This is a genomic window from Nodosilinea sp. FACHB-131, from assembly GCF_014695395.1.
In the GTDB taxonomy this organism is placed as follows: Bacteria; Cyanobacteriota; Cyanobacteriia; order Phormidesmidales; family Phormidesmidaceae; genus Nodosilinea.
On the sequence record NZ_JACJOF010000026.1, the window covers coordinates 1 to 18,724 of the forward strand.

Annotated in this window: 16 protein-coding genes and 1 pseudogene; 7 read left to right on the forward strand and 10 right to left on the reverse strand. The window is 52.2% G+C overall.

Features of this window, described 5'->3' with window-relative positions; all coding sequences use genetic code 11:
* Positions 1 to 232: 232 nt before the first annotated feature.
* From H6F75_RS16110 to H6F75_RS16130, 5 genes and pseudogenes are all read right to left on the reverse strand, one after another.
* Positions 233 to 712 (reverse strand): annotated as a pseudogene (locus H6F75_RS16110) (IS1 family transposase); the annotation flags it as partial.
* 141 nt (positions 713 to 853) lie between these two features.
* The gene (locus H6F75_RS16115) at positions 854 to 1,357 is read right to left on the reverse strand and encodes a TniQ family protein (protein WP_190753492.1); all 504 of its coding nucleotides are present in this window, start codon (positions 1,355 to 1,357) and stop codon (positions 854 to 856) included.
* Positions 1,357 to 2,187, reverse strand: a complete 831-nt coding sequence (locus tag H6F75_RS16120; protein ID WP_190753493.1) for a TniB family NTP-binding protein — start codon at positions 2,185 to 2,187, stop codon at positions 1,357 to 1,359. The genes H6F75_RS16115 and H6F75_RS16120 overlap by 1 nt, the downstream gene beginning before the upstream one ends.
* 2 nt (positions 2,188 to 2,189) lie before the next feature.
* Positions 2,190 to 3,914: a Mu transposase C-terminal domain-containing protein gene (locus tag H6F75_RS16125; RefSeq protein ID WP_199303978.1), complete on the reverse strand. Its 1,725-nt coding sequence runs from the start codon at positions 3,912 to 3,914 to the stop codon at positions 2,190 to 2,192.
* A 636-nt stretch (positions 3,915 to 4,550) separates the two neighbouring features.
* Complete coding sequence (locus H6F75_RS16130; RefSeq protein WP_190753494.1) at positions 4,551 to 4,940, reverse strand: single-stranded DNA-binding protein; 390 nt, start codon at positions 4,938 to 4,940, stop codon at positions 4,551 to 4,553.
* Positions 4,941 to 5,370: 430 nt separating this feature from the next.
* On the opposite strand from H6F75_RS16130, the gene H6F75_RS16135 reads away from it, so the two are divergent.
* From H6F75_RS16135 to H6F75_RS16145, 3 genes are all read left to right on the forward strand, one after another.
* Entirely contained in the window at positions 5,371 to 5,619 is a 249-nt protein-coding gene (locus H6F75_RS16135) for a hypothetical protein (RefSeq protein ID WP_190753495.1), read from the forward strand.
* Between the two features lie 93 nt (positions 5,620 to 5,712).
* The gene (locus H6F75_RS16140; protein ID WP_190753496.1) at positions 5,713 to 6,003 is read left to right on the forward strand and encodes a helix-turn-helix transcriptional regulator; all 291 of its coding nucleotides are present in this window, start codon (positions 5,713 to 5,715) and stop codon (positions 6,001 to 6,003) included.
* Positions 6,000 to 8,714, forward strand: coding sequence for a PAS domain S-box protein (locus tag H6F75_RS16145; protein ID WP_190753497.1), 2,715 nt, complete (start codon positions 6,000 to 6,002; stop codon positions 8,712 to 8,714). The genes H6F75_RS16140 and H6F75_RS16145 overlap by 4 nt, the downstream gene beginning before the upstream one ends.
* A 159-nt stretch (positions 8,715 to 8,873) precedes the next feature.
* On the opposite strand, the gene H6F75_RS16150 is transcribed toward H6F75_RS16145, so the two are convergent.
* Complete coding sequence (locus tag H6F75_RS16150) at positions 8,874 to 9,572, reverse strand: helix-turn-helix transcriptional regulator (protein ID WP_190753498.1); 699 nt, start codon at positions 9,570 to 9,572, stop codon at positions 8,874 to 8,876.
* A 99-nt stretch (positions 9,573 to 9,671) separates the two neighbouring features.
* Here H6F75_RS16150 and H6F75_RS16155 point away from each other — a divergent pair, with 99 nt between their 5' ends.
* Together H6F75_RS16155 and H6F75_RS16160 are read left to right on the forward strand one after the other, a co-directional pair.
* The gene (locus H6F75_RS16155; RefSeq protein ID WP_190753499.1) at positions 9,672 to 10,346 is read left to right on the forward strand and encodes a DJ-1/PfpI family protein; all 675 of its coding nucleotides are present in this window, start codon (positions 9,672 to 9,674) and stop codon (positions 10,344 to 10,346) included.
* 98 nt (positions 10,347 to 10,444) lie between these two features.
* Complete coding sequence (locus H6F75_RS16160; protein ID WP_190753500.1) at positions 10,445 to 10,735, forward strand: hypothetical protein; 291 nt, start codon at positions 10,445 to 10,447, stop codon at positions 10,733 to 10,735.
* Between the two features lie 117 nt (positions 10,736 to 10,852).
* Here H6F75_RS16160 and topA read toward each other — a convergent pair whose 3' ends face one another.
* On the reverse strand, positions 10,853 to 13,039 hold the full coding sequence (gene topA, locus H6F75_RS16165; RefSeq protein ID WP_190753501.1) for a type I DNA topoisomerase: 2,187 nt from the start codon (positions 13,037 to 13,039) through the stop codon (positions 10,853 to 10,855).
* A gap of 327 nt (positions 13,040 to 13,366) precedes the next feature.
* Positions 13,367 to 14,476, reverse strand: a complete 1,110-nt coding sequence (locus tag H6F75_RS16170; protein WP_190753502.1) for a tetratricopeptide repeat protein — start codon at positions 14,474 to 14,476, stop codon at positions 13,367 to 13,369.
* Between the two features lie 820 nt (positions 14,477 to 15,296).
* Between H6F75_RS16170 and H6F75_RS16175 the strand changes: the two genes are divergently transcribed.
* Entirely contained in the window at positions 15,297 to 16,061 is a 765-nt protein-coding gene (locus tag H6F75_RS16175) for a Crp/Fnr family transcriptional regulator (protein ID WP_347710661.1), read from the forward strand.
* A gap of 121 nt (positions 16,062 to 16,182) precedes the next feature.
* Positions 16,183 to 16,764: a response regulator gene (locus H6F75_RS16180; RefSeq protein ID WP_190753503.1), complete on the forward strand. Its 582-nt coding sequence runs from the start codon at positions 16,183 to 16,185 to the stop codon at positions 16,762 to 16,764.
* Positions 16,765 to 16,963: 199 nt separating this feature from the next.
* Here H6F75_RS16180 and H6F75_RS16185 read toward each other — a convergent pair whose 3' ends face one another.
* Together H6F75_RS16185 and H6F75_RS16190 are read right to left on the reverse strand one after the other, a co-directional pair.
* Positions 16,964 to 17,470, reverse strand: a complete 507-nt coding sequence (locus tag H6F75_RS16185; protein ID WP_190753504.1) for a 2'-5' RNA ligase family protein — start codon at positions 17,468 to 17,470, stop codon at positions 16,964 to 16,966.
* A 446-nt stretch (positions 17,471 to 17,916) separates the two neighbouring features.
* A complete protein-coding gene (locus tag H6F75_RS16190) occupies positions 17,917 to 18,642 on the reverse strand; it encodes an alpha/beta hydrolase (protein WP_190753505.1) in 726 nt (241 codons plus the stop codon).
* Positions 18,643 to 18,724: the final 82 nt, after the last annotated feature.

Here is an 18,724-nt window from a genome sequence, read left to right on the forward strand (position 1 = left end):
TGGCCATTCTTGACGGTCCGTTCGGAGGTGCAGTCAGGGCAGGGCAGCATAGGCATCGTTGCGTAGCTTCTTAATCACCCTAACAAATTCATCATTACCTCTAGAGTTCTACCCCTGGGCCGAAGCAGTTTGATAATTGTAAGTCTTACACTATGCAGCATTGATGTATGTCATATTCATTCGCAAACTACGCGACGATGCAGCCGCAATGGGTTTTTCGGGCGTTGCTGAATTAAGGCATGAACCTTAAAGGAATCGGGACATCGTCGGACTTGAGGTAGTGAAGTAACAATCGGACGGAGTAAGCCAGCATGTCTACAGACTTGGAATAGCAAAGCGTTTTGCGATGCAGTCGGGCTAGATAGTGCCGTAATCGGGTGTTTTCTCCTTCTACCCGAGTCATGTAGGACTTGCAGACTCTGGAATAAAGCTGGGATACACCTTCTACCCGTCGGTGACATAAAAGTAGCAATGCCAACTGGCGACCCGCGTCCAGAGGGGCTGAAACGTCTTAGCACTATGGTCATCTAAGACCTAACCAAAATTCCTTTTCTGAAATGGTCAACGGCCGTCCACAGCCAAATCTTGTTTTTTGGGAGCCCACGAAGGTTTCTAACTCTTCGAGTTCGCCGACCTCTGGAATCATTTCAGGGTCGTAGGCATCAGGGAACCATTCGCCTACCTGCTTTACCCAAGTAATCACTGTCGTATGATCCTTATGCAAAGTCCTATTTGACAAAAGTATGGATTTTTTCCAGTTGGTAATGTCAGGTCTGTATAGGAATAACGGATGAGACTTATTTGGTCATAACTTGTTCTCAGTCTACATAATTAGTTTCGTTCATAGATTGGCTTACCCTATCCTCTGGAACTCTTTCATTTGAGAAAATGAAAGTTGACATCGACTACAGTAGTTACATTCCCAAAGGGCTGGAACTTTAAACTTGGCTTCGCAGTTCGGACATTTAGTGAGGAGCTTGAGATTGTGGCGATCGCACTTCCACACAGACTTATACTGCCACTCAATCCGGTGGCAGGGATCCTCCCCATAGCAGGCCCCACATAGCCGAATCGGCGCACACTGCATTCCCTCTCCTTGAGACGGCAGCATCCCCCACAACCGCTCTGTAGAGAGCCCTAGCACCTTCCCTAACGCCTCAAACTGCGCCTGGGTTGGGTAAGGGTTCAAATGAAACTTTTCCCAGCGGGCCACCACTGCTCCAATACTAGCCATCGTCCCTAACCCACCCGGCATCAGATGGTTTTGCCGCCGAAACCGCCCCAAGTAATGGCTCAGGCTCTCCCCCTCCAAGGGCTCTACCTCAAATAACCAGGGTTGAATACCTGCATCCACCATCACTTGTACTCCCTGGCCACCTCTTGCAGCACCGACTTTTCAATCTTTTTTAGCCCCTGGCCCAGGGCACGAATTGCCGACTCCCGCAGTACCTCATCCATCCGGCCAATGTACCCTTCTGTTGCCTCCAGCAAGATTTTCTGCATTGGTTTACCGGTCAAGTTGGACGCCACCGGCAACGCCAGGACTTTTTGCTCCCATAGCTTGACCGCATTAACAAAATCCTCCCCAGAGAGCTTGCCAAAGCGATAGCAAGCCCGAAAACGGTTGTATACCTGCTCGTCGCGCTTGATGACCGCATCCAGTCGATCCGTCCCTACCAGCACCACTGAAATGGCCAGCTTGTCGTAAAAATCCCTCACATCGGCAAAGGTCTCTGGCTTGAGGCGATCTGCTTCATCCATGATGATCATCTCCACCTCACAGCCCTTCAGCACCTCAAAAGCCCGTCCCCGGAAATCTGAGACAGTTCCCTTGGCAACCCGATATTTGAGGAATTCGATGATCTCCTTAAATAGCTCCCTTGATCCGCACTTCTGCGGCGGCTGAATGTATACCACAGGGACAATCGGCTTCTTGCCTGTTTCTTGCCTAGGCTTATGCCGGTAAAAATAGGCTTCACAAGCGCTCGACTTACCCGTTCTAGACTCCCCGACAATCCGGCATGACTGCCTTGCCTTGCGTTTACCATCTAACCAATCGTGTAGCTTGCTTACATGCTCTAGGGGCAAGATGGCTTTTTTCCTTAAACGCGCTATTTCTTCTTGGAGCGAGGCCGCATCTGGCTTAGATTCTCCGAGGGCGTCAGCCCATGCCTTTGCTTGTACCATGCTCACCAAGCTCCACGAATATCATCAAAATCAATCGGCTCAAAGGCATCTAAGTCCAGGGCAACCTCATCCGTAGACTCCTCCTGGTCTAAATCCGTTTCAATCAGTTCTGGCTCAGGAGCTATTGTGGGCTTCGCAAGTACCTGCTCCTCCCGCTGGCGCTGCTTCCGGCTTTTCTTGGCAACCAGCGCATCTCGCTCCACCGTTTCCTGCAAAATTGACTCATTACTGATCGTCTTGCCCTTATCTCGCAAGCTTTTACTGCTTGCCTTAGCCTCTTCGTAAGAAAGCTGCTCAGTCTCCAGTCCCTGAGCATAGGCGCGGGTCAGAAAAACCTCCCCTGCTCCCTCTTTGCGATAAACCCGCACCATGGTGATGTCATTGGGGTCAAACCGAATGGAAGCTACCTCACCGGCATACCCGGCCAAGTTTTCTCCTCGATAGGTCAAATTCTCAAATTGCAGGTGTCCGCCCCGCTGCACCGTGCGACGCCCTTCTTTCATGAGACACACGTCTAGGTGCTTCTCATCAATCACCTCTGGCACCTTCGGAAGCCCTGCCTCCCAGCGCTGAAAGCGGGTTTGGTCACCCATGCGGGCATCGAGGGTTTGATTGTATTGGTCACAAATAAATCGCACGATCAGGTACTCTAAATTTCTCAGAGTGAGGCTGGCCTCTTTCTCGGTGTCTTTGGGGCGCTGCTGAACATTGGACCCGGTGTATCCAGGTAAGGTTGAAAACAACTGGTCATTCAACGTGCGAAAAGGCCGCTCTACAACGCCGCCCTCTGAGGGGCGATCGCGCAAGTGGCAAGCAAATCCCAAATCTGCCCCAATGCGTTGGAGGTGGTTAGAGCGAAAATCTTTACCGCCGTCGGTATAAAAATGGTCGGGCTTGCCAAACGTGCCCCACTCACAGTTGAGTTTGTACTCCGGCCCATACTTTTTAGGCAAAATAGCATGGCGCAGGGCCAGGGCTACTATCTGAGAACTAGGCGCATCAAACCCCAGGTTGATGCCCATAATGCAGCGTGAGTAGGTATCAACAACGGTCGTCAACCAAGGCCGTCCCAGAATCTTACCGTACTGGTCAACCAGCATCACATCGGCACGGGTATAGTCGCACTGCCACACATGGTTGCTGTACTCGATCGAGAGATCTTGACCATCACGAGTTTTAACCGACAGTGTTGATCCCCTCCACCCTGGGCTACGAATGCTTTTAGCCTTTTCCTTCCGCTCAATAATGGGTTTTAGCACCCGTAGCACGGTTTTGTAGCCGGGCGGGTTGTTCTCCCCCACCTCACGCGCTTTAGCCTGCACTCTGACGGCAACTTGCTTCGGCTTCATGCGCTTACTGCTTTTGTTGCCTGCCTCGTAGGTCTTGATAATAAAGTCTTGCCAGAACTCAGAGATTCGATGCTTGCCCTGGTCAGCTCTACCGAAGGTCACAAGGGCTGAAACCCCTTCTACCTCCCACCGCTTAACCAATCGCTGCACAGTGCGAACAGAACACCCCAGCTTGTCAGCCGCTTCCCGCAGCTTTTCGCCATAGGTAGCGCGATCGCATGGCTCTAGCAACGACTGAATCACCTCCAGCTTGCGCTGGGCCTCTTCGTCTAGCTGCTCAACAATCGTGATTCCTCCCGATTGATCAGGGTCTCTCTGAGCAGAAAGCACCTCTTCTATTGGTTGATCCCAATTCTTTTGGGATACATCTAACACCATTCAGCTAGCCCTCTAATCCAAAAAGCCAACTAACCCTCACCCACTTCAATCGTTACGATCAGTGGGATGAGTAGTTCATACGTATTGTACGCCATTTGAGCAGAAAGCGACACTCATTCTGTCACTTACCCAGTTTTAGCTTTGAAGAAAGCCGACAAGCAGTGTGGCACTTTTACGGAAGACGACAGTCAATGTGTTCCTTATTTACAACCTCTGAAGAGAGCAAAAACACCTGGCAAAATACTGGAAACAACTGAAAATAAAGAGATTCAGGCTGGCGACACTAATTTGACCCGATGACAAATAACGTGTCACTGTACATTTTTTTTATGTTGTACAGTGACACGTTATCTGTCGTCGATGACAAATAACGTGTCCTGTACAACCTGCTGTGGTATGGGTAGCTAGTAGTGCTGGCGGGCAGGGTTGGACCTGGCTGAGCCTAGGGATGGCTGAGCCGGAACCGTTATCTGAAGAGGATTCAATGCTCAGAGCGTTGCCCGAGTTCACTCGAAAGCAGATCCAACGAGGTTGTAAAACAACCGCTCAATCGAAGCGGGAGATTGCCCACCAGTTTGGGGCAAGTGAGGCGACGGTCAAACGGCTTGCCTAAGGCATAGCAAAGGACGCTGATGGCTACCTCTTTGAATGACTGCGATCGAGGGCTTTCACCACGTAGTCCGGCAGCGGCTCTGCTGTGGGTGTAGGGCTGTCGGCAAAGGTAATTAGCCTTACGTAGCTAGCCTCGCCATCTTCGCCTTTGCCCATACTGCGGCTGAACCAAATCGCCGCACCAAATTTGGGGTTACTGCCACTGCGGCGGGTGTAATGATGACCCATCCACCAAATGACGGTGGGGCCGTGGTCGTCGTGGGCGACCTCGATCGCCCCGATCGCAGCTACCCAACCATCACGATAGGCATCAAGCGGGCGTTTCCAGTTAGGTGGGTTCGTCGCGGCGATCGCCATCGTGGCGACTTCGATTTGTTTCAGTGCGCGGGCTAGGTCTGCGGTGTTGTCGGTCATGGTTCTGGGTAGGTGTGGTGTTGGTGGGGCCAGCGCAGGCTAGGCCCAGGGCGGTCTAGAGTTCGTCAGTAGATAGGCATTGCAACCTCGGCGTTGAAACCGTCGAGCATAAAATCGTTACTTAGCAGCTTCTCTGCGGCGGTGTAGATCGGCTCATATCTCCACACTGACACCGATATCAGCGAATGTGTGCACAACGGCCAGAGCTACAATTGGCGGTTGGCTGCACTGCCAGATTGCGGGTACAATCGTTTCCTTTGCAGGTTCGGTTTGCGTCCTCTATCAGCGTTTCTGAAGCCCTAGCAGGGATTTGTTATATCTGCCCTTTCTTAGTGGCGAAGGCAGGTGCTTGGCTTTGACCCGTGCGATCGCAACCTGTGCAGCGATCGCAGTCTGGACAACCAGCGTCGTCATGAGGGGCGGCAGCAGCTTGGCGATCAGTGCCTCGGCTAACAGCTCCATTAACGAGAGCCGGTTATCCTTCACCAGCACCGGCGCGGCTACCTGGGGGGTTAGGCTTTGCGGTGAACAGGCGGAGGGCAACGAACAGTCCCTGGCGGAAATTGCCATCACGGCAAGTTTCGCCAAGGGGCTGTTCCAAATCAACAATATTCAGCTGTTTTGGGACCATGTAGGTTTCAAAAACCTATTCAGCAATTTTTGGCCGCTGGATTTCTAGAGGTGTTTAACAGCTTCCGTCTAGGGATAGATAGATTTCTCCTAGAACCAATTAGGCTGACAGCAGTAAAGGACTTTATAAACTGTGAGTGCCTTGGCTTTTCATCAAGATTACTTAGGGATTGAACAGCCTGCTATTGGTCAACTGATTCGAGATCTGCGGCAAACCTTAAAACTGACCCAGGAGAAGTTTGCGGCTCAACTTGGAGTCTCCTTCCCTACCATCAATCGTTGGGAAAACGGACATGCCACTCCTTCTCCTTTAGCACTCAGACAAGTTGAGACCTTGCTAACCCAGTTGACGGAGTCACCTGACGGAGCTTTGCGGGAATGCAGTCAGGCAATCCAAGGAAAATACCTGCCCTTAAGGAAGTCAAAAGCATGAGGGCAGAGCAACACCAGGAGATGCCCGACGAGCCTTTTGAAGGTGGTGAGATAGAAACACTCCTGCGATCGCACGACTGGTCACAAACGCCTTTAGGGGCGGTCGAAACCTGGTCAAACAGCCTGAAAACGGCAGTGCAGAGTCGACTAGCTGAACTCAATCAAGCTCAAGGCCCCGAACCGGTGCAGCAAGCATCGGTTCCATTGCAAAGTGGTTCTCAAACAGCCACCTCACGCCAAGCTGCACAAGCCGATGCATTTCGGGTCACACTCGCCGATGCGCTGTGCCTGCTGACCGATGCCGTTGAGATTCAAGCCACCGCTGCTCGAATCTTGGGCGAATACTTAGGAGCCAGCCGCGTTATCTACGCTGAAGTCTTGCCGGGCGGCAAGGACGTGAGCGTTCATAAAAACTACACGAACGGTGTTGCTGAGCTGATCGGGCAATATCGTCTGGAAGACTTTGGGCGTAATTTGACCGATGACCATCGAGCGGGGCGAACAGCGATCGTTGCCGACGTGGCAAACTCCCTCAACTATACAGACAGTGAAAAGGCCATGTATCGGGCGATCGATATTGCAGCCCATCTCGATGTCCCCCTAATCAAAAAGGATCAATTCGTGGCGCTGCTAGCGGTTCATCAGGCCACCCCTCGGGCATGGGCAGAGCGCGAAGTGCAATGGGTGGAAGAGACAGCAGCGCAAACCTGGGCCGCTGTCGAACGCGCCCGCGCTGAAGCCGCGCTACGTGAATCTGAAGCGAAATATCGCACGGTGTTTGAGTCGATTGACGAAGGCTTTTGCATCATTGAAGTGCTCTTTGACACTGAGACCAAGCCGTTTGATCACCGTATCTTACAAGCGAACCCAGCTTTTGAGCGGCAGTTCGGTGTTGCTAATCTAGCGGACAAAAGAGTAAGTGAACTCGTACCGGGACCGGAACAATATTGGAATGACCTTTACGCCCAAGTCATCCGTACTGGTGAGTCCATCCGCACTGAAGAGCGATCAGATACGCTCGATCGCTGGTTCGATGTTTTGCTGTCGCGGGTCGGCGATGCAGCGCTGCATCAGGTGGCGATTGTGTTTACCGACATTAGCGCTCGCAAACAAGCAGAAGAGTTATTGCGTCAGAGCGAATCGCACCTGCGCCTGATGATTGAAAGTGCCAAAGATTACGCCATCTTCACGCTTGATCTCAATGGCATCGTGACGAAATGGAATGCCGGTGCCGAACGCTTGCTGCAATACTCAGAAGCCGAAATTATTGGTCACAACAGTCGGATTATCTTTACACCAGAAGACAGAAAACAAGGAAAAGCCGAGCGAGAGCTGCAAATTGCTTCAACTCAAGGACGGGCCGAAAATGAACGTTGGCACCTGCGAAAAGATAGCAGTCGCTTTTGGGGCAGTGGCTTGGTAATGCCGTTGCAAGACGAAGCGGGCAACGCGCAGGGATTTGTCAAAATCATGCAGGACAAAACCGCCCAAAGACAAGCCGAAGCAGAACGAGAAGAACTGCTACAGCGCGAACAAGCCGCACGGGAAACGGCGGAACGAGCCAACCAAATCAAAGACGAATTTTTGGCGGTGCTATCCCATGAATTGCGATCGCCCCTGAACCCGATTTTGGGCTGGACAAAACTACTCCGCAGCGGCAAACTTGATGCTGCTCGTCAAATTAATGCCTTAGACACGATCGAGCGTAACGCTAAACTACAGGTCCAACTGATTGAGGATTTGCTCGACATTTCCCGCATCATGCAAGGCAAACTCACGCTAACAGCGACGTCGGTTAGTTTGGCATTTGTGATTGCTGCCGCTAGTGAAACCGTGAAATTGGCGGCAGACGCGAAAAACATTCAAATTACGCTTGATCTTGATCCAGACGTAGCTCCGGTCTCGGGCGATGCTGCCCGACTGCAGCAAATGGTTTGGAACCTGCTCACCAATGCGATCAAGTTCACCGACAATGGCGGACAGGTGACGGTCCAACTGAGGCAAATTGCTACCGGAAGTAGTTCTGGCCATGCGATCGCCCAAATTCGAGTCATCGATACAGGAAAGGGAATCAGTCCGCAATTTCTGCCCCACGTGTTTGAGCATTTCCGGCAAGAAGACGGCTCAACAACTCGCAAATTTGGCGGTCTGGGATTGGGACTCGCGATCGTGCGGCAAATTGTGGAATTGCACGGCGGTAAGGTCAAAGCGGAAAGTAGAGGCGAGCATCAAGGTGCGGCCTTTAGCGTGCAGCTACCTGTCCTGCGACAGGCAACGCCGATTTTTTCTGAGCAAAACCAGCCTCAATCTGGTGCAGAAGCACGTTTAGATAACGTGCAAATTTTGCTCGTCGATGACGATACCGATACTCGTGAGTTTCAGTCTTTTCTGCTAGAGCAGCATGGGGCAACCGTCGTAGCCGTTGCTTCAGGTGTAGAAGCGTTGCAAACTTTGGAGCAGTGGCTTCCCGATATCATAGTCAGCGATATTGGCATGGTAGAAATGGATGGTTACAGGCTAATACAGCAGATTCGCTCTCGCCCACCCGATCAGGGATGTAGAGTGCCAGCGATCGCGCTGACTGCCTATGCCGCCGAAATCGACCAAGAAAAAGCGCTCCAAGCAGGCTTTCAAGCCCATTTAACGAAACCGTTAGAGCCAGAGCGCTTTGTTCGCGAGATTGTAAACCTGCTCAATCCAAGCCGAGTCTAGACACTGTGTCTCACCACAAGTAGTGCCGCTTCTTTGCACTATAGGGACACTAGACGAAAACTTTTTCTAATGACAAGTTATGTAGCTAGTTGAGTGCAGAAGGCGTAAGCGAAAGACTACTGGCGAGAGTTTGGCATCAAGCTAGTTGGAGATAGCTTGTTACTTGGAGGAATAGAGTTGTGTCGTGGAGATCTGTGCAACCATTTCTGCCCGTGACGAAACGTTTAGCTTACGGAACATTCGCTTCAAAGCCTGCTTGACGGAATTCTCGGTAATCCAAAGTTCACTCCCAATCTCTGCATTGGTTCGCCCCAAAGCTACTAAATCAGCAATTTGTAGCTCGCGCGGTGTCAATCGACTGGTGCTAAATGATTGAGGCTGAGGTTGTAAAGCCGCGCTTCGTGTCAGCCGCACACTTGCAGTCCAAGCAGACAGATGCAAACAGACGGCACTCAGATCGGCTAAGTTTTGAGTATCAAAAGCAAGCATTGATTTTTCGCGGGTACACCCCACCGCACCCACCAATTGACCGCGATCGACGATCGGGCCTGCCATCACATGCCAGTGATCTGGACGCGGACAGATTAATTTCCAGGCTTTGGGTGTTGTCACCAATCCTTCGTGAACGGGGGTATGGCGTTCCGCAATGTAACGCGCCACAGGATTATGTTCAAGCGATAGGGCAAGGTTTAGAACGGTTTGAAACTTTTGGTCGGTTAACAGCTGGTCAAAGAAAAATACCCCCGCTCGCTTGGCAACAAAGTACTCTCCAATTTGTGGCGCAAGCTGCGATCGCAGGCCGTCTTCATCCTCTGCTTGCTGAATTCCTTCAAATAAAAGTTTTAGGGAAATGGTCATGGCGGTGAAAAGAGTACTCGATCGAGGACTATGCGAGGTCGGCTGCCACTTCTAGTATAAGGACAGATTTGATTGCAACCGCCACAGCGAGATGAATTCATGACTGATTCAAAGCAACATATCATCGGCTTGGTCTTCTATCCTGGTATGACATCGCTTGATATTGTGGGACCGCATCAAGTTTTTAGTGCCCTTCCGGGTGTCAAACTTCATCGGATCTGGAGAACTTTAGACCCAATCACCACTGATGATGGATTGGTGATTTTGCCGGACACCACCTTTGAGGATTGCCCGCCTTTGGACGTGATTTGTGTCGGGGGTGGCTTAGAACAGCGGGCAGTCGTAGACGATCCAGAAGTGCTGGAGTTTTTCCGAGAACAGAGCAGTAATGCAAAGTTTATAACCTCTGTGTGTGGTGGGTCAGAATTTCTGGCGAAAGCGGGTTTGCTACAAGGTTATCGAGCAGCAACGCATTGGGGAATGCGCGAACATTTGATGTCACTAGGCGTTGAGGTTGGAACTGAGCGCGTCGTTGTCGATCGCAATCGCATTACGGGTGGAGGCGTGACAGCCGGAATTGATTTCGGTTTGACGATCGCGAGTATTCTCTACGGTGAGGAAACCGCCAAGATTGTTCAATTATTACTGGAGTACGATCCCGCCCCTCCATTTGATGTCGGTTCACCTGAAAAGGCGGGTCCTGAATTGGTCAACAAGGCAATACTATTTATGCAACAGATATCGAGTTTGGAACTAGCAAAACAAGTAGGCTGACATGACTCTAGAATCAAAAAAAGCCTACGGATTTTCTGATGCAACTTGGTAAAGCCTAGGTTTTACGCGGTGTTGTAACTAAACCTTAGGAGGAACCTGTGACAATTTCAACTCAAAGAGACGTTCGCGTTACGATCATTTCTAGAATTTGGGCATACGCAACAGCAATGCTCCTGATTTCCATCTTGCTCACCGGTCAAGGACAAGATCAAAAGCTGCTCTTTTTACCATCAACGGTTGTGTTCGGTGTGGTAATTAGCACGATCGTTATATTGAGAAGATTACGTTATGACCAACATGACACTCTATTTCAATCTGAAACCCTGGAGCAGCTTAAGCAGCGCATTGAGAATCTAGAGGCGATCGCCGCAACTGATGATAGGCATTGAGATTGCTCTCCAAATCAACTCGCTCCAATAAGATCTAAGCTCACTGAACAGTTAGGTGAACAGGACGCAGCGTAACAATGTCGTATTCCTGTTTCAAGTTAGCAACACCGAAAACGCTTAAGGGCTAGGAGCCGATGCCTTCAAAGTGCCGAATTTAGGCGACCAAAACTCCCCTTGGCTTTGAAAGAAGGCGACTTCCTTACACTTGCCACGGCGATTCTCAAGGAGCGAGCAGCGCAGCATGACTTTGTTTTGTCCATCCTTGGTGTAGGCATAGCGCTCAAGTAAAGCACCGCATTTTGGGCAGGGATGATCGGTAAACATCTCTGAACTGAGCGCCTGGCGCTGGGCTTGAGGTAGCTCGTAGCGTTTGGCTTGAGCATTCCAAAACATGACTGTGCCACAGCCTAGGCCTGAGCATTTGAGAAAGTGCTTAGCTTTCATCTTCTTAGACCGGGAGGGAAGTTTGGTCATCGCCTCGCCGCAGGTGGGGCATTTGGTTTTGGTCGGTTGCCCATTGGTGGGCTTGGCCTTGGTGGCTGCCGATCGCTCAGAAGACATCGCTCCTGGTGCTGGGGAATGCTCGGCAAAGGTCGGTAGGGAGAGAAGTTGGGATTTCGCTTGGGCGATCGCCGGGGCAAAATAATCCCGATTCCAGTTGAGCAGATAGGCCTGCCACTCCTGGTGCCCGGTGGCGATCGCGTCTAGGGCCGTCTCCATCTGAGCGGTAAACTCTGGCTGAATCAAATCGGGCAAGAGTTTCTCCAAGGCCCCATCAAGCTCCAACCCTAAGGCAGTGGGCTGGAGCTTACCCTGGAGCAGATCCACATATTCTCGCTGCCGCAGGGTTTTGATAGTGGGGGCATAGGTGCTGGGGCGACCGATCCCTTTTTGCTCCATCAGCTTCACTAGCTTGGGCTCGCTGTAGCGGGGCGGCGGCTGAGTCTGCTTGGCATCCGCTTGGGCCTGCTCGAGCTGAAGGGGTTGCCCCTGGGTCAGGGCAGGCAACACTGAATCGGCGCTGAGGTTGTTCCAGTAGCGGGTGTAGCCGGCAAATTCCAGCACCTGGCCGCGAGCTTCCCAGTAGGCGTTGCCTGACTGAGTGACAATGCGCGTTTTGCGCAGGCGCGCTGGGGCACATTGCGAGGCCACCGCCCGATTCCAAATCAGCTCGTAGAGTCGGGCCTGCTCGGCAGAGAGTTCTCGCTGGAGGTGCTGGGGTAGGTGATTGACATCGGTGGGGCGAATCGCTTCGTGGGCTTCTTGAGATCCCTTGATGGCGCGATGCTGGGTGGCTTTGCGAGGCAAGTTAGTGGGGTCGTGCTGCTCCATGTACTGGCGCACCGCGTCACAAAAGGGGGCCGAGAGGGTGATCGAATCGGTGCGCATATAGGTAATGTGGCCCTTTTCGTAGAGCGCTTGGGCCACTTTCATGGTGTGCTCTGGGCTGAAGTGCAATTTGGAGCCAGCCGCCTGCTGCAACGTCGAGGTGACGAAGGGTGGCGGGGGCGATTGGGTGGTCTGCTTGCCTTCGATGTGCAGCACCCGATGGGGATGGGATTGGGCGATCGCCACCAGCTGATCGGCCCGCTCCTGAGAGGTCACCCGCTCAGACTCCTGCTCAGCGCCCTTATCCTCCGCATCTTTGGCCGGTGGCCGCTGTGGCTTAGGACTGCTGCGATAAAAGGCTTTAAACCCTTCGCCGTAGGTCACCCACACACTCCAGTAGTCTTGGGGCACAAAGGCCTGAATGGCTCTCTCCCTGACGCAGAGCAAGTGCAGGGCGGCGCTCTGCACTCGACCCATAGATTTTGCGCCGTTATTGAGGGGCCAGACCACGTGGCGACTGCCCTTGTAGCCCACCAGCTTATCGAGGCAGTCGCGGGCGCGTCCGGCGGCGACCAGGCTCTGGTCAAGGGTGCGGGGCTGGGCGATCGCCGCTCTCACCGCCTGGGAGGTGATTTCGCTATAGACCACCCGCCGAGGATTTTTTAGGTTGAGCGCCTGCTGCAAGTGCCAGCCAATGGTTTCGCCTTCGCGATCGGGGTCAGTGGCAATGTAGACGCAGTCAGCGGCTTTGACCGCCTGACGCAGGTCGGCCAGCACCTTTTGAGCTCGGGCATCGCGAGGCTGGTAGCGGCAGTCGATGCCGCCCGGCCCCAGGTCAAAGCCGAGGGCATCTTCACCGTCATTGGCGAGTTCGCGCACATGGCCCATGCTGGCCTTGATCACCCAGCCCGGACCCAGGATTTGCCCCAGCTTCTTCACCTTGCCAGGGCTTTCGATCAGCAGCAAATTGGCCATGGTTGCCTCGATAGACTATCGAAGGTGTGAATGCACTAGTTTAATAGTACACCTGAACTCAGGAACTTTCACCACCTCGACTCTAACCACCCTAGTACCGCAAGGCAGAAGGCTGTAGGGCTTCGCCCATGCGAAGCAGTCCAAAGCTAGAAGGGAATTCCAGCCCCCGCGGGGAACGGGAGACCCGAGAACGTTTAGAGACAAGAGCTGCTGGGCCTCTGTCAGGTTGTTTTGGGCTAGGGTATCTTCCGCAAGCTGCAGAGCTTGCTCGTCAAGAGCGATGGCTTCTGCTAATGGCCGTTGGGTTTGATACCGGCACCCAAAGTTTTACTGGCGAATGGCGTAGTCCGGATCGAGGCGAATAGCCTCTTGGTAGGCAGCTTCTGCCTCCGTAAGACGCCCTTGGTCAGCCAATGTAAACCCCAAGTTGTAGTAGGCAAGGGCATAGTTTGGATCGAGGCGAATGGCCTCGTGGAAGGCGGCTTCCGCCTCCGTAAAGCGTCCCTGATCAGCCAACGCATTCCCTAAGTTGTTGTGAGTAATGGCATCGTCCGGATTGAGGCGAATGGCCTCGCGGAGAGCGGCTTCCGCCTCCACTAACCGCTCCTGGCTAGCCAACGCAATCCCAAGGTTGTAGTGAGCGAGGGCATTGTCCGGCTCGAGGCCGATAGCCTTGCGGTGGGCGACTTCCGCCTCCGCTAATCGTCCCTGGTCATACAATACAGTCCCTAAGTTGTTGTAGGCACGGGCATAGTCTGGATTAAGGCGAATCGCCTCTTGGAGGGCGGTTTCCGCCTCCGCTAATTGCCCTTGGTCAGCTAACGCAAGCCCCAAGTTGTAGTAGGCAATGGCAAACTCCGGCTCGAGACGAATGGCCTCGCGGTAGGCGGCTTCCGCCTCCGCTAACTGCCCTTGGTCAGCCAACACAGTCCCTAAGCTGTAGTAGGCAATGGCACTATTCGAATCGAGGCGAATGGCCTCGCGGAGGGCGGCTTCTGCCTCCGCTAGTTGCCCCTGGTCAGCCAACGCATTTCCCAATTTGGTGTAGGCAATGGCATTGTCTGGATTGAGGCGGATGACCTCGCGGTAAGCGGCTTCTGCCTCCGCTAACTGCCCCTGGTCAGCCAACGTAATTCCCAGGTTGTAGTAGGCAGTGGCATAGTCGGGATTGAGGCGAGTGGCTTCGCGGAAGGCGGCTTCTGCCTTCGCTAATTGCCCCTGGTTAGCCAACGCATTCCCCAGGTTGTTGTAAGCACTGGCATTGTCCGGATCAAGGCGCAGCACTTGGTGCCAAATTGCTTCAGCCTCAGCAGAGTTGCCAGCCGCCTGAGCAGCGCTGCCCTGGCTGAAAAGAGCTTCAAGGTTTTGGGCTTGAACCAGAGTAGGGGAACCCATTAGGGCCACACAGGCGAAGCCCCCAAGTAGTAAAGATCGCATAGTGTCATCAGCTAAAATCTGGACGACTATAGCCTTTCTCGCTTCAACGGCGAAGTTAGAGAAATTACAAATTCCTCTGTTGTTGTCAGTAGGTTGAAGGCGATCGCATCATTCACCAGCCCAAGCAAATGACCTCCTAGGCGAGTTGGGTGATTATGGCTCGGTGGCGGGACAGTGCAGCGATGGCCAGTTGTGCAGGGGTGAGGGAATTTGCCGCAGTTGGCGTGAGTGCGATCGCCCCATCGAACCGAAGCGCGGAAATTACGCCTGGGGACCAGCCTTCGTACTGACCCACTACATTAGCTGTCTTAGGTAACCTGACGGTGATCCCAGGCGTCGGCGTTACACACCTGCGCTACCCAGTACGCAAGGTGTAGAGTCGGACCCTGAATCTAGGGCTGCGATCGCGTCTGCTAAGGTCAATTGCAGCTCAGGGTTAGAAAGCTCAACAACAGAACACTACAGTCATCAACTCTTAATTTCAGGGGAGAATGCCGTGCTCAATGCGGTTCCACAACCATCTGAAAGGTAACGTTTGTCGTCTCCATCTCTTGTCGTAGCAAGCTAATGAGAGTATTTTTATAAGGTTGTTAGGCTTCAATCAGGCTGAAGACGAAAACTGGCAGAGCCCTCAGGCATCGGTAGAAAGTCTAATCTTTTACTTAGATTACAGGTGTAATAAACTTAACGCCACAGGGACGTGACAGAGCCCCACAGTCATCCATATTGTTGTTATCGTGCAAATAGGCAACGCTAGAAGGTTTGCCGGCCTAGATTAATTTCTTTTGCCATTGTGAATAAGATTTAAACCTTTTTCCTAGTGCCAGTAGTTGTTATTCTCAACATGGCTCGTTCCAGGAGAGAGATTATGTCTAACGTTGGGAGTTTTACCCCCCCTGAAAATCATTTGCTTGCGGTTTTGCCAGCAGAAGTATATGAACGGCTCGCCCCCCATTTAGAACTGGTCTCACTGACAAACTATCAGTCAATTTACGACTTTGATGAACCTATTTCCTCCGTTTACTTTCCGCACGACTCATTGATTTCCTTAGTTACTTCAATGGAAGATGGCTCTACCATTGAGGTTAGCTTAGTAGGGCGGCAAGGAATGGCAGGTATTTTGGCCATTTTGGGCGGTAAGACCAAGTCCCATCGAGCCTACGTGCAGATTCCAGGCCAGGCTATGCGCACGAGTGCCGCAACTTTAAAGGCTGAGTTCGATCGCGGTGGACCGCTACAAACCACTCTGCTGCGCTATTGTCAAGCTCTTTTTAGCCAAGCGGCTCAGTCTATTGCTTGTAACCGATTTCACTCAACTGAGCAGCGACTGGCTCGCTGGCTCTTGCTGGTGCGCGACTGTGTGCAAAGTGATACATTCTTGTTGACTCAAGAGTTTATTGGGGAAATGTTGGGTGTTCCCCGTTCGAGTGTCACGGTAGCCGCCGGCAACCTAAGTCAACCTGGTATAATTCGCTACACCCGCGGTCAGGTCACGATTTTGGATGGTAAAGCTTTAGAAAACTGTTCCTGTGAATGCTATGGGGCCATTCGAAGCGAGTTTACTCAGCTGCTGGGTCCCCTGTAGGTAGAAAATTCCGCCCTATGTTTAAAATTCGACCGACTTGACCGTTTAGGTTGGCTTAGGATGGCTTTGGCTTAGAAAAGCTGGCTGGCTCGTCTAAGTTAGAGTCTCATCGTGGGTGACTATGCAGTCAGAACATCGTCAATGCGGATACGACGACGTAATGAACTGTGCTGACTGGCTAACTCAAGATTATTTGCTGTATTTAGACAGCCCTCAAGCACTGCAAACGGATTTAGACTCAGCCAGTTTGCTAGTAGAAGACTGTCAAAGTAACTACATTAATTTCGATAGTAATCTACCCTCACTAAAGGGCTTGCGGGTTTTGTTAGTTGATGGAGATGTTGATACTCTAGACATCTTTAGCTTTGTGCTGGAAAAAGAAGAAGCAGAGGTCTTCGGAACTACTTCGACCACCGAAGCAATTGATAAAGCAACTACTTGGTACCCAAATATTTTAATCTGTGATATCAGCCTTCCAGGTCAAGATGGCTATGCCCTGGTTCACGAACTAAGAGGTTTGCAGACCAATCCAGACAAATTTCTGTCTGCCATCGCGGTGACAACGCTGCTTAAACAACAGGACTGTCTAAAACTTTTACCACAGAATTTTCAATCGGAAAGTTTTCAGAAGTATCTTCCCAAGCCAACTGATGTTTATGAACTCGTTGCTGCTGTTGCAGAGTTAGCAAGACTGCAAATCTAGACCAATAGAGCTGACTCATTGGTTTAGCTTCCAGACTATACATCCACCACATTGACATTAGAGTTGGTCTTAGCGCGCAATGCATACCACTGCTGCTCCCGGCGTAGCTAACCATGCGCACATAGTTCTATGGCGTCCACTAAATTTTTTCAGGTGAGGGCAGACCACCGCTACGCCTTCTAGAACCTGAGGCTATGAGCTATTGGGCAAAGCAAAATTCCCTAGCCAACTCCCACGGTCCTTTTTGGTAGCGCCACAGCAACAAGCCTTCTCCCCATCCTGTTATAGATTGCCATTGCGCTTCCAGTTCTTCGTACAGCTGGCGGGCTGTTTTAGAGTCCACTTTATTTTGAATGGTGATGTGCGGGCGGTAGCCCTGGCGATCTTGAGGGATGAGCCATGCGTCCCAGGTAGTCGCTAGGGTTTTGTGTACTTGCATCAGCTCAGGAGAATTGACCTTGATGGCAACGCCGTTGCCAAAAAACTGAGGCGAGGGCAAGGAAAAAGAAAAGGGCTCTGACTGAGCGCACAGGGTCTTCAGGCTGTGGCAAATAGCCGACTCTTGCTCCCCCGGTAAATGATGAAACAGAATAACGTGGGCCGGAACGACATTACGCTCTGGGGGAAAGTGCTGCTGGCGTAACGTGTTTGCTCGCTCGAAAGTGGCTTGGTCTAACTTCAGCGTCAAAATCAAAGGAGTAGTCATCAGCAAAGGAATCAGAGGATGTATGGAGGGGTGAGGAGCAATGCTACTTCCCCTCAGGAATGGTTCGGCACAACATGGCTTCGCCTTCATGCTACCCGCAATGATCCGAAGCTTGGTTGAAGGCGTCAGGATAACTGAACAGGCGTTTTGCCTACGCCATGGGTGATCGCTGTCAACTGTTATCTACATCGTTGTGCATGGGTACGCCACGTTAGCGATTGGCGATCGCGACGGCCCGATTCATATAGGTGTCTATGGCGCGGGCAACCTGTTGTTCGATCGCCGTCTTTCGCCACGGCGTCTTGCCGCCGACGGTATTGCTCACAGCGTCCTGACCGGCTGTGGCGTGGGCCATTGTCGCTTAATCGGTTGCATCCCCGGTGACATTGCATAAATAGGTCAATGGTTAAGGTGAAACAGCCTTAACCATTGACCTGTTACTTACTCTACTCAGCGGTTGCTGCGTGCTCTATAAGTTTGGCGACGGCATCTGGATGAGAAACCATCACGACATGGGATGCGCCGCTGACGACCACTGTTTCTTTGGAGTTAGCGCGCTCTGCCATGAACGCGAGGGCGGCTGCCGGGATATTTAAGTCGCGATCGCCATAGATGAACCAGGACGGGATGGACTGCCAGGCCGGTGTACCCGAGGCTTCGTTAAGAGCAGCCTCCGTAATCGGTCGCTGAGTGCTAGCCATTAGCTGTGCCGCTGCGATCGGCACGTCCGCCGCAAACTGGGCGTGGAACTTGTCTTGCTGAATATAGAGATCGTTACCGCCATCCGGTGTGGCAACCGGTGGTGCCAGTGCTGGCCCAAGGGTGCTGCCCGGAAAACGTCCTGAGAGTTCGATGGCCGTCTCACCGGCATCTGGGGCAAAAGCCGCAACATAGACGAGTGCCTTTACGTTCTCATTGCCGACCACGTTGGTGATGACAGCACCGCCATAGGAGTGGCCGACCAACACTGTAGGACCTTCAATGCTTTTGAGAATGCTGGCAACATAGTCTGCATCGCTCTTCACGCTGCGTAGAGGATTAGCTATGGCAACCGTTGGGTAACCTTTCTCGTTGAGCTGGATCAATACGCCATTCCAGCTAGATGACTCAGCGAATGCACCATGAACAAGAACGATGGTGGGTTTGATATCTTGCGAGCTTGTGGTGTTCATGACAGTTCCTGATGAAGTGATTAGAGTGGTTCCTAAAAGCTGGGCCTCAAGTTCTCGATAGGATGAGATGCCGCTACCGAGA

Bases quoted from the DNA above. Each gene is read 5' to 3' on its own strand.
- H6F75_RS16190 (WP_190753505.1), bottom strand. From the start codon at position 18,642: ATGAACACCACAAGCTCGCAAGATATCAAACCCACCATCGTTCTTGTT.
- H6F75_RS16145 (WP_190753497.1), top strand. From the start codon at position 6,000: ATGAGGGCAGAGCAACACCAGGAGATGCCCGACGAGCCTTTTGAAGGT.
- H6F75_RS16120 (WP_190753493.1), bottom strand. From the start codon at position 2,187: ATGGTACAAGCAAAGGCATGGGCTGACGCCCTCGGAGAATCTAAGCCA.
- H6F75_RS16125 (WP_199303978.1), bottom strand. From the start codon at position 3,914: ATGGTGTTAGATGTATCCCAAAAGAATTGGGATCAACCAATAGAAGAG.
- H6F75_RS16115 (WP_190753492.1), bottom strand. From the start codon at position 1,357: ATGGTGGATGCAGGTATTCAACCCTGGTTATTTGAGGTAGAGCCCTTG.
- H6F75_RS16170 (WP_190753502.1), bottom strand. From the start codon at position 14,476: ATGCGATCTTTACTACTTGGGGGCTTCGCCTGTGTGGCCCTAATGGGT.
- H6F75_RS16130 (WP_190753494.1), bottom strand. From the start codon at position 4,940: ATGACCGACAACACCGCAGACCTAGCCCGCGCACTGAAACAAATCGAA.
- H6F75_RS16180 (WP_190753503.1), top strand. From the start codon at position 16,183: ATGCAGTCAGAACATCGTCAATGCGGATACGACGACGTAATGAACTGT.
- H6F75_RS16185 (WP_190753504.1), bottom strand. From the start codon at position 17,470: ATGACTACTCCTTTGATTTTGACGCTGAAGTTAGACCAAGCCACTTTC.
- H6F75_RS16155 (WP_190753499.1), top strand. From the start codon at position 9,672: ATGACTGATTCAAAGCAACATATCATCGGCTTGGTCTTCTATCCTGGT.
- H6F75_RS16150 (WP_190753498.1), bottom strand. From the start codon at position 9,572: ATGACCATTTCCCTAAAACTTTTATTTGAAGGAATTCAGCAAGCAGAG.
- topA (WP_190753501.1), bottom strand. From the start codon at position 13,039: ATGGCCAATTTGCTGCTGATCGAAAGCCCTGGCAAGGTGAAGAAGCTG.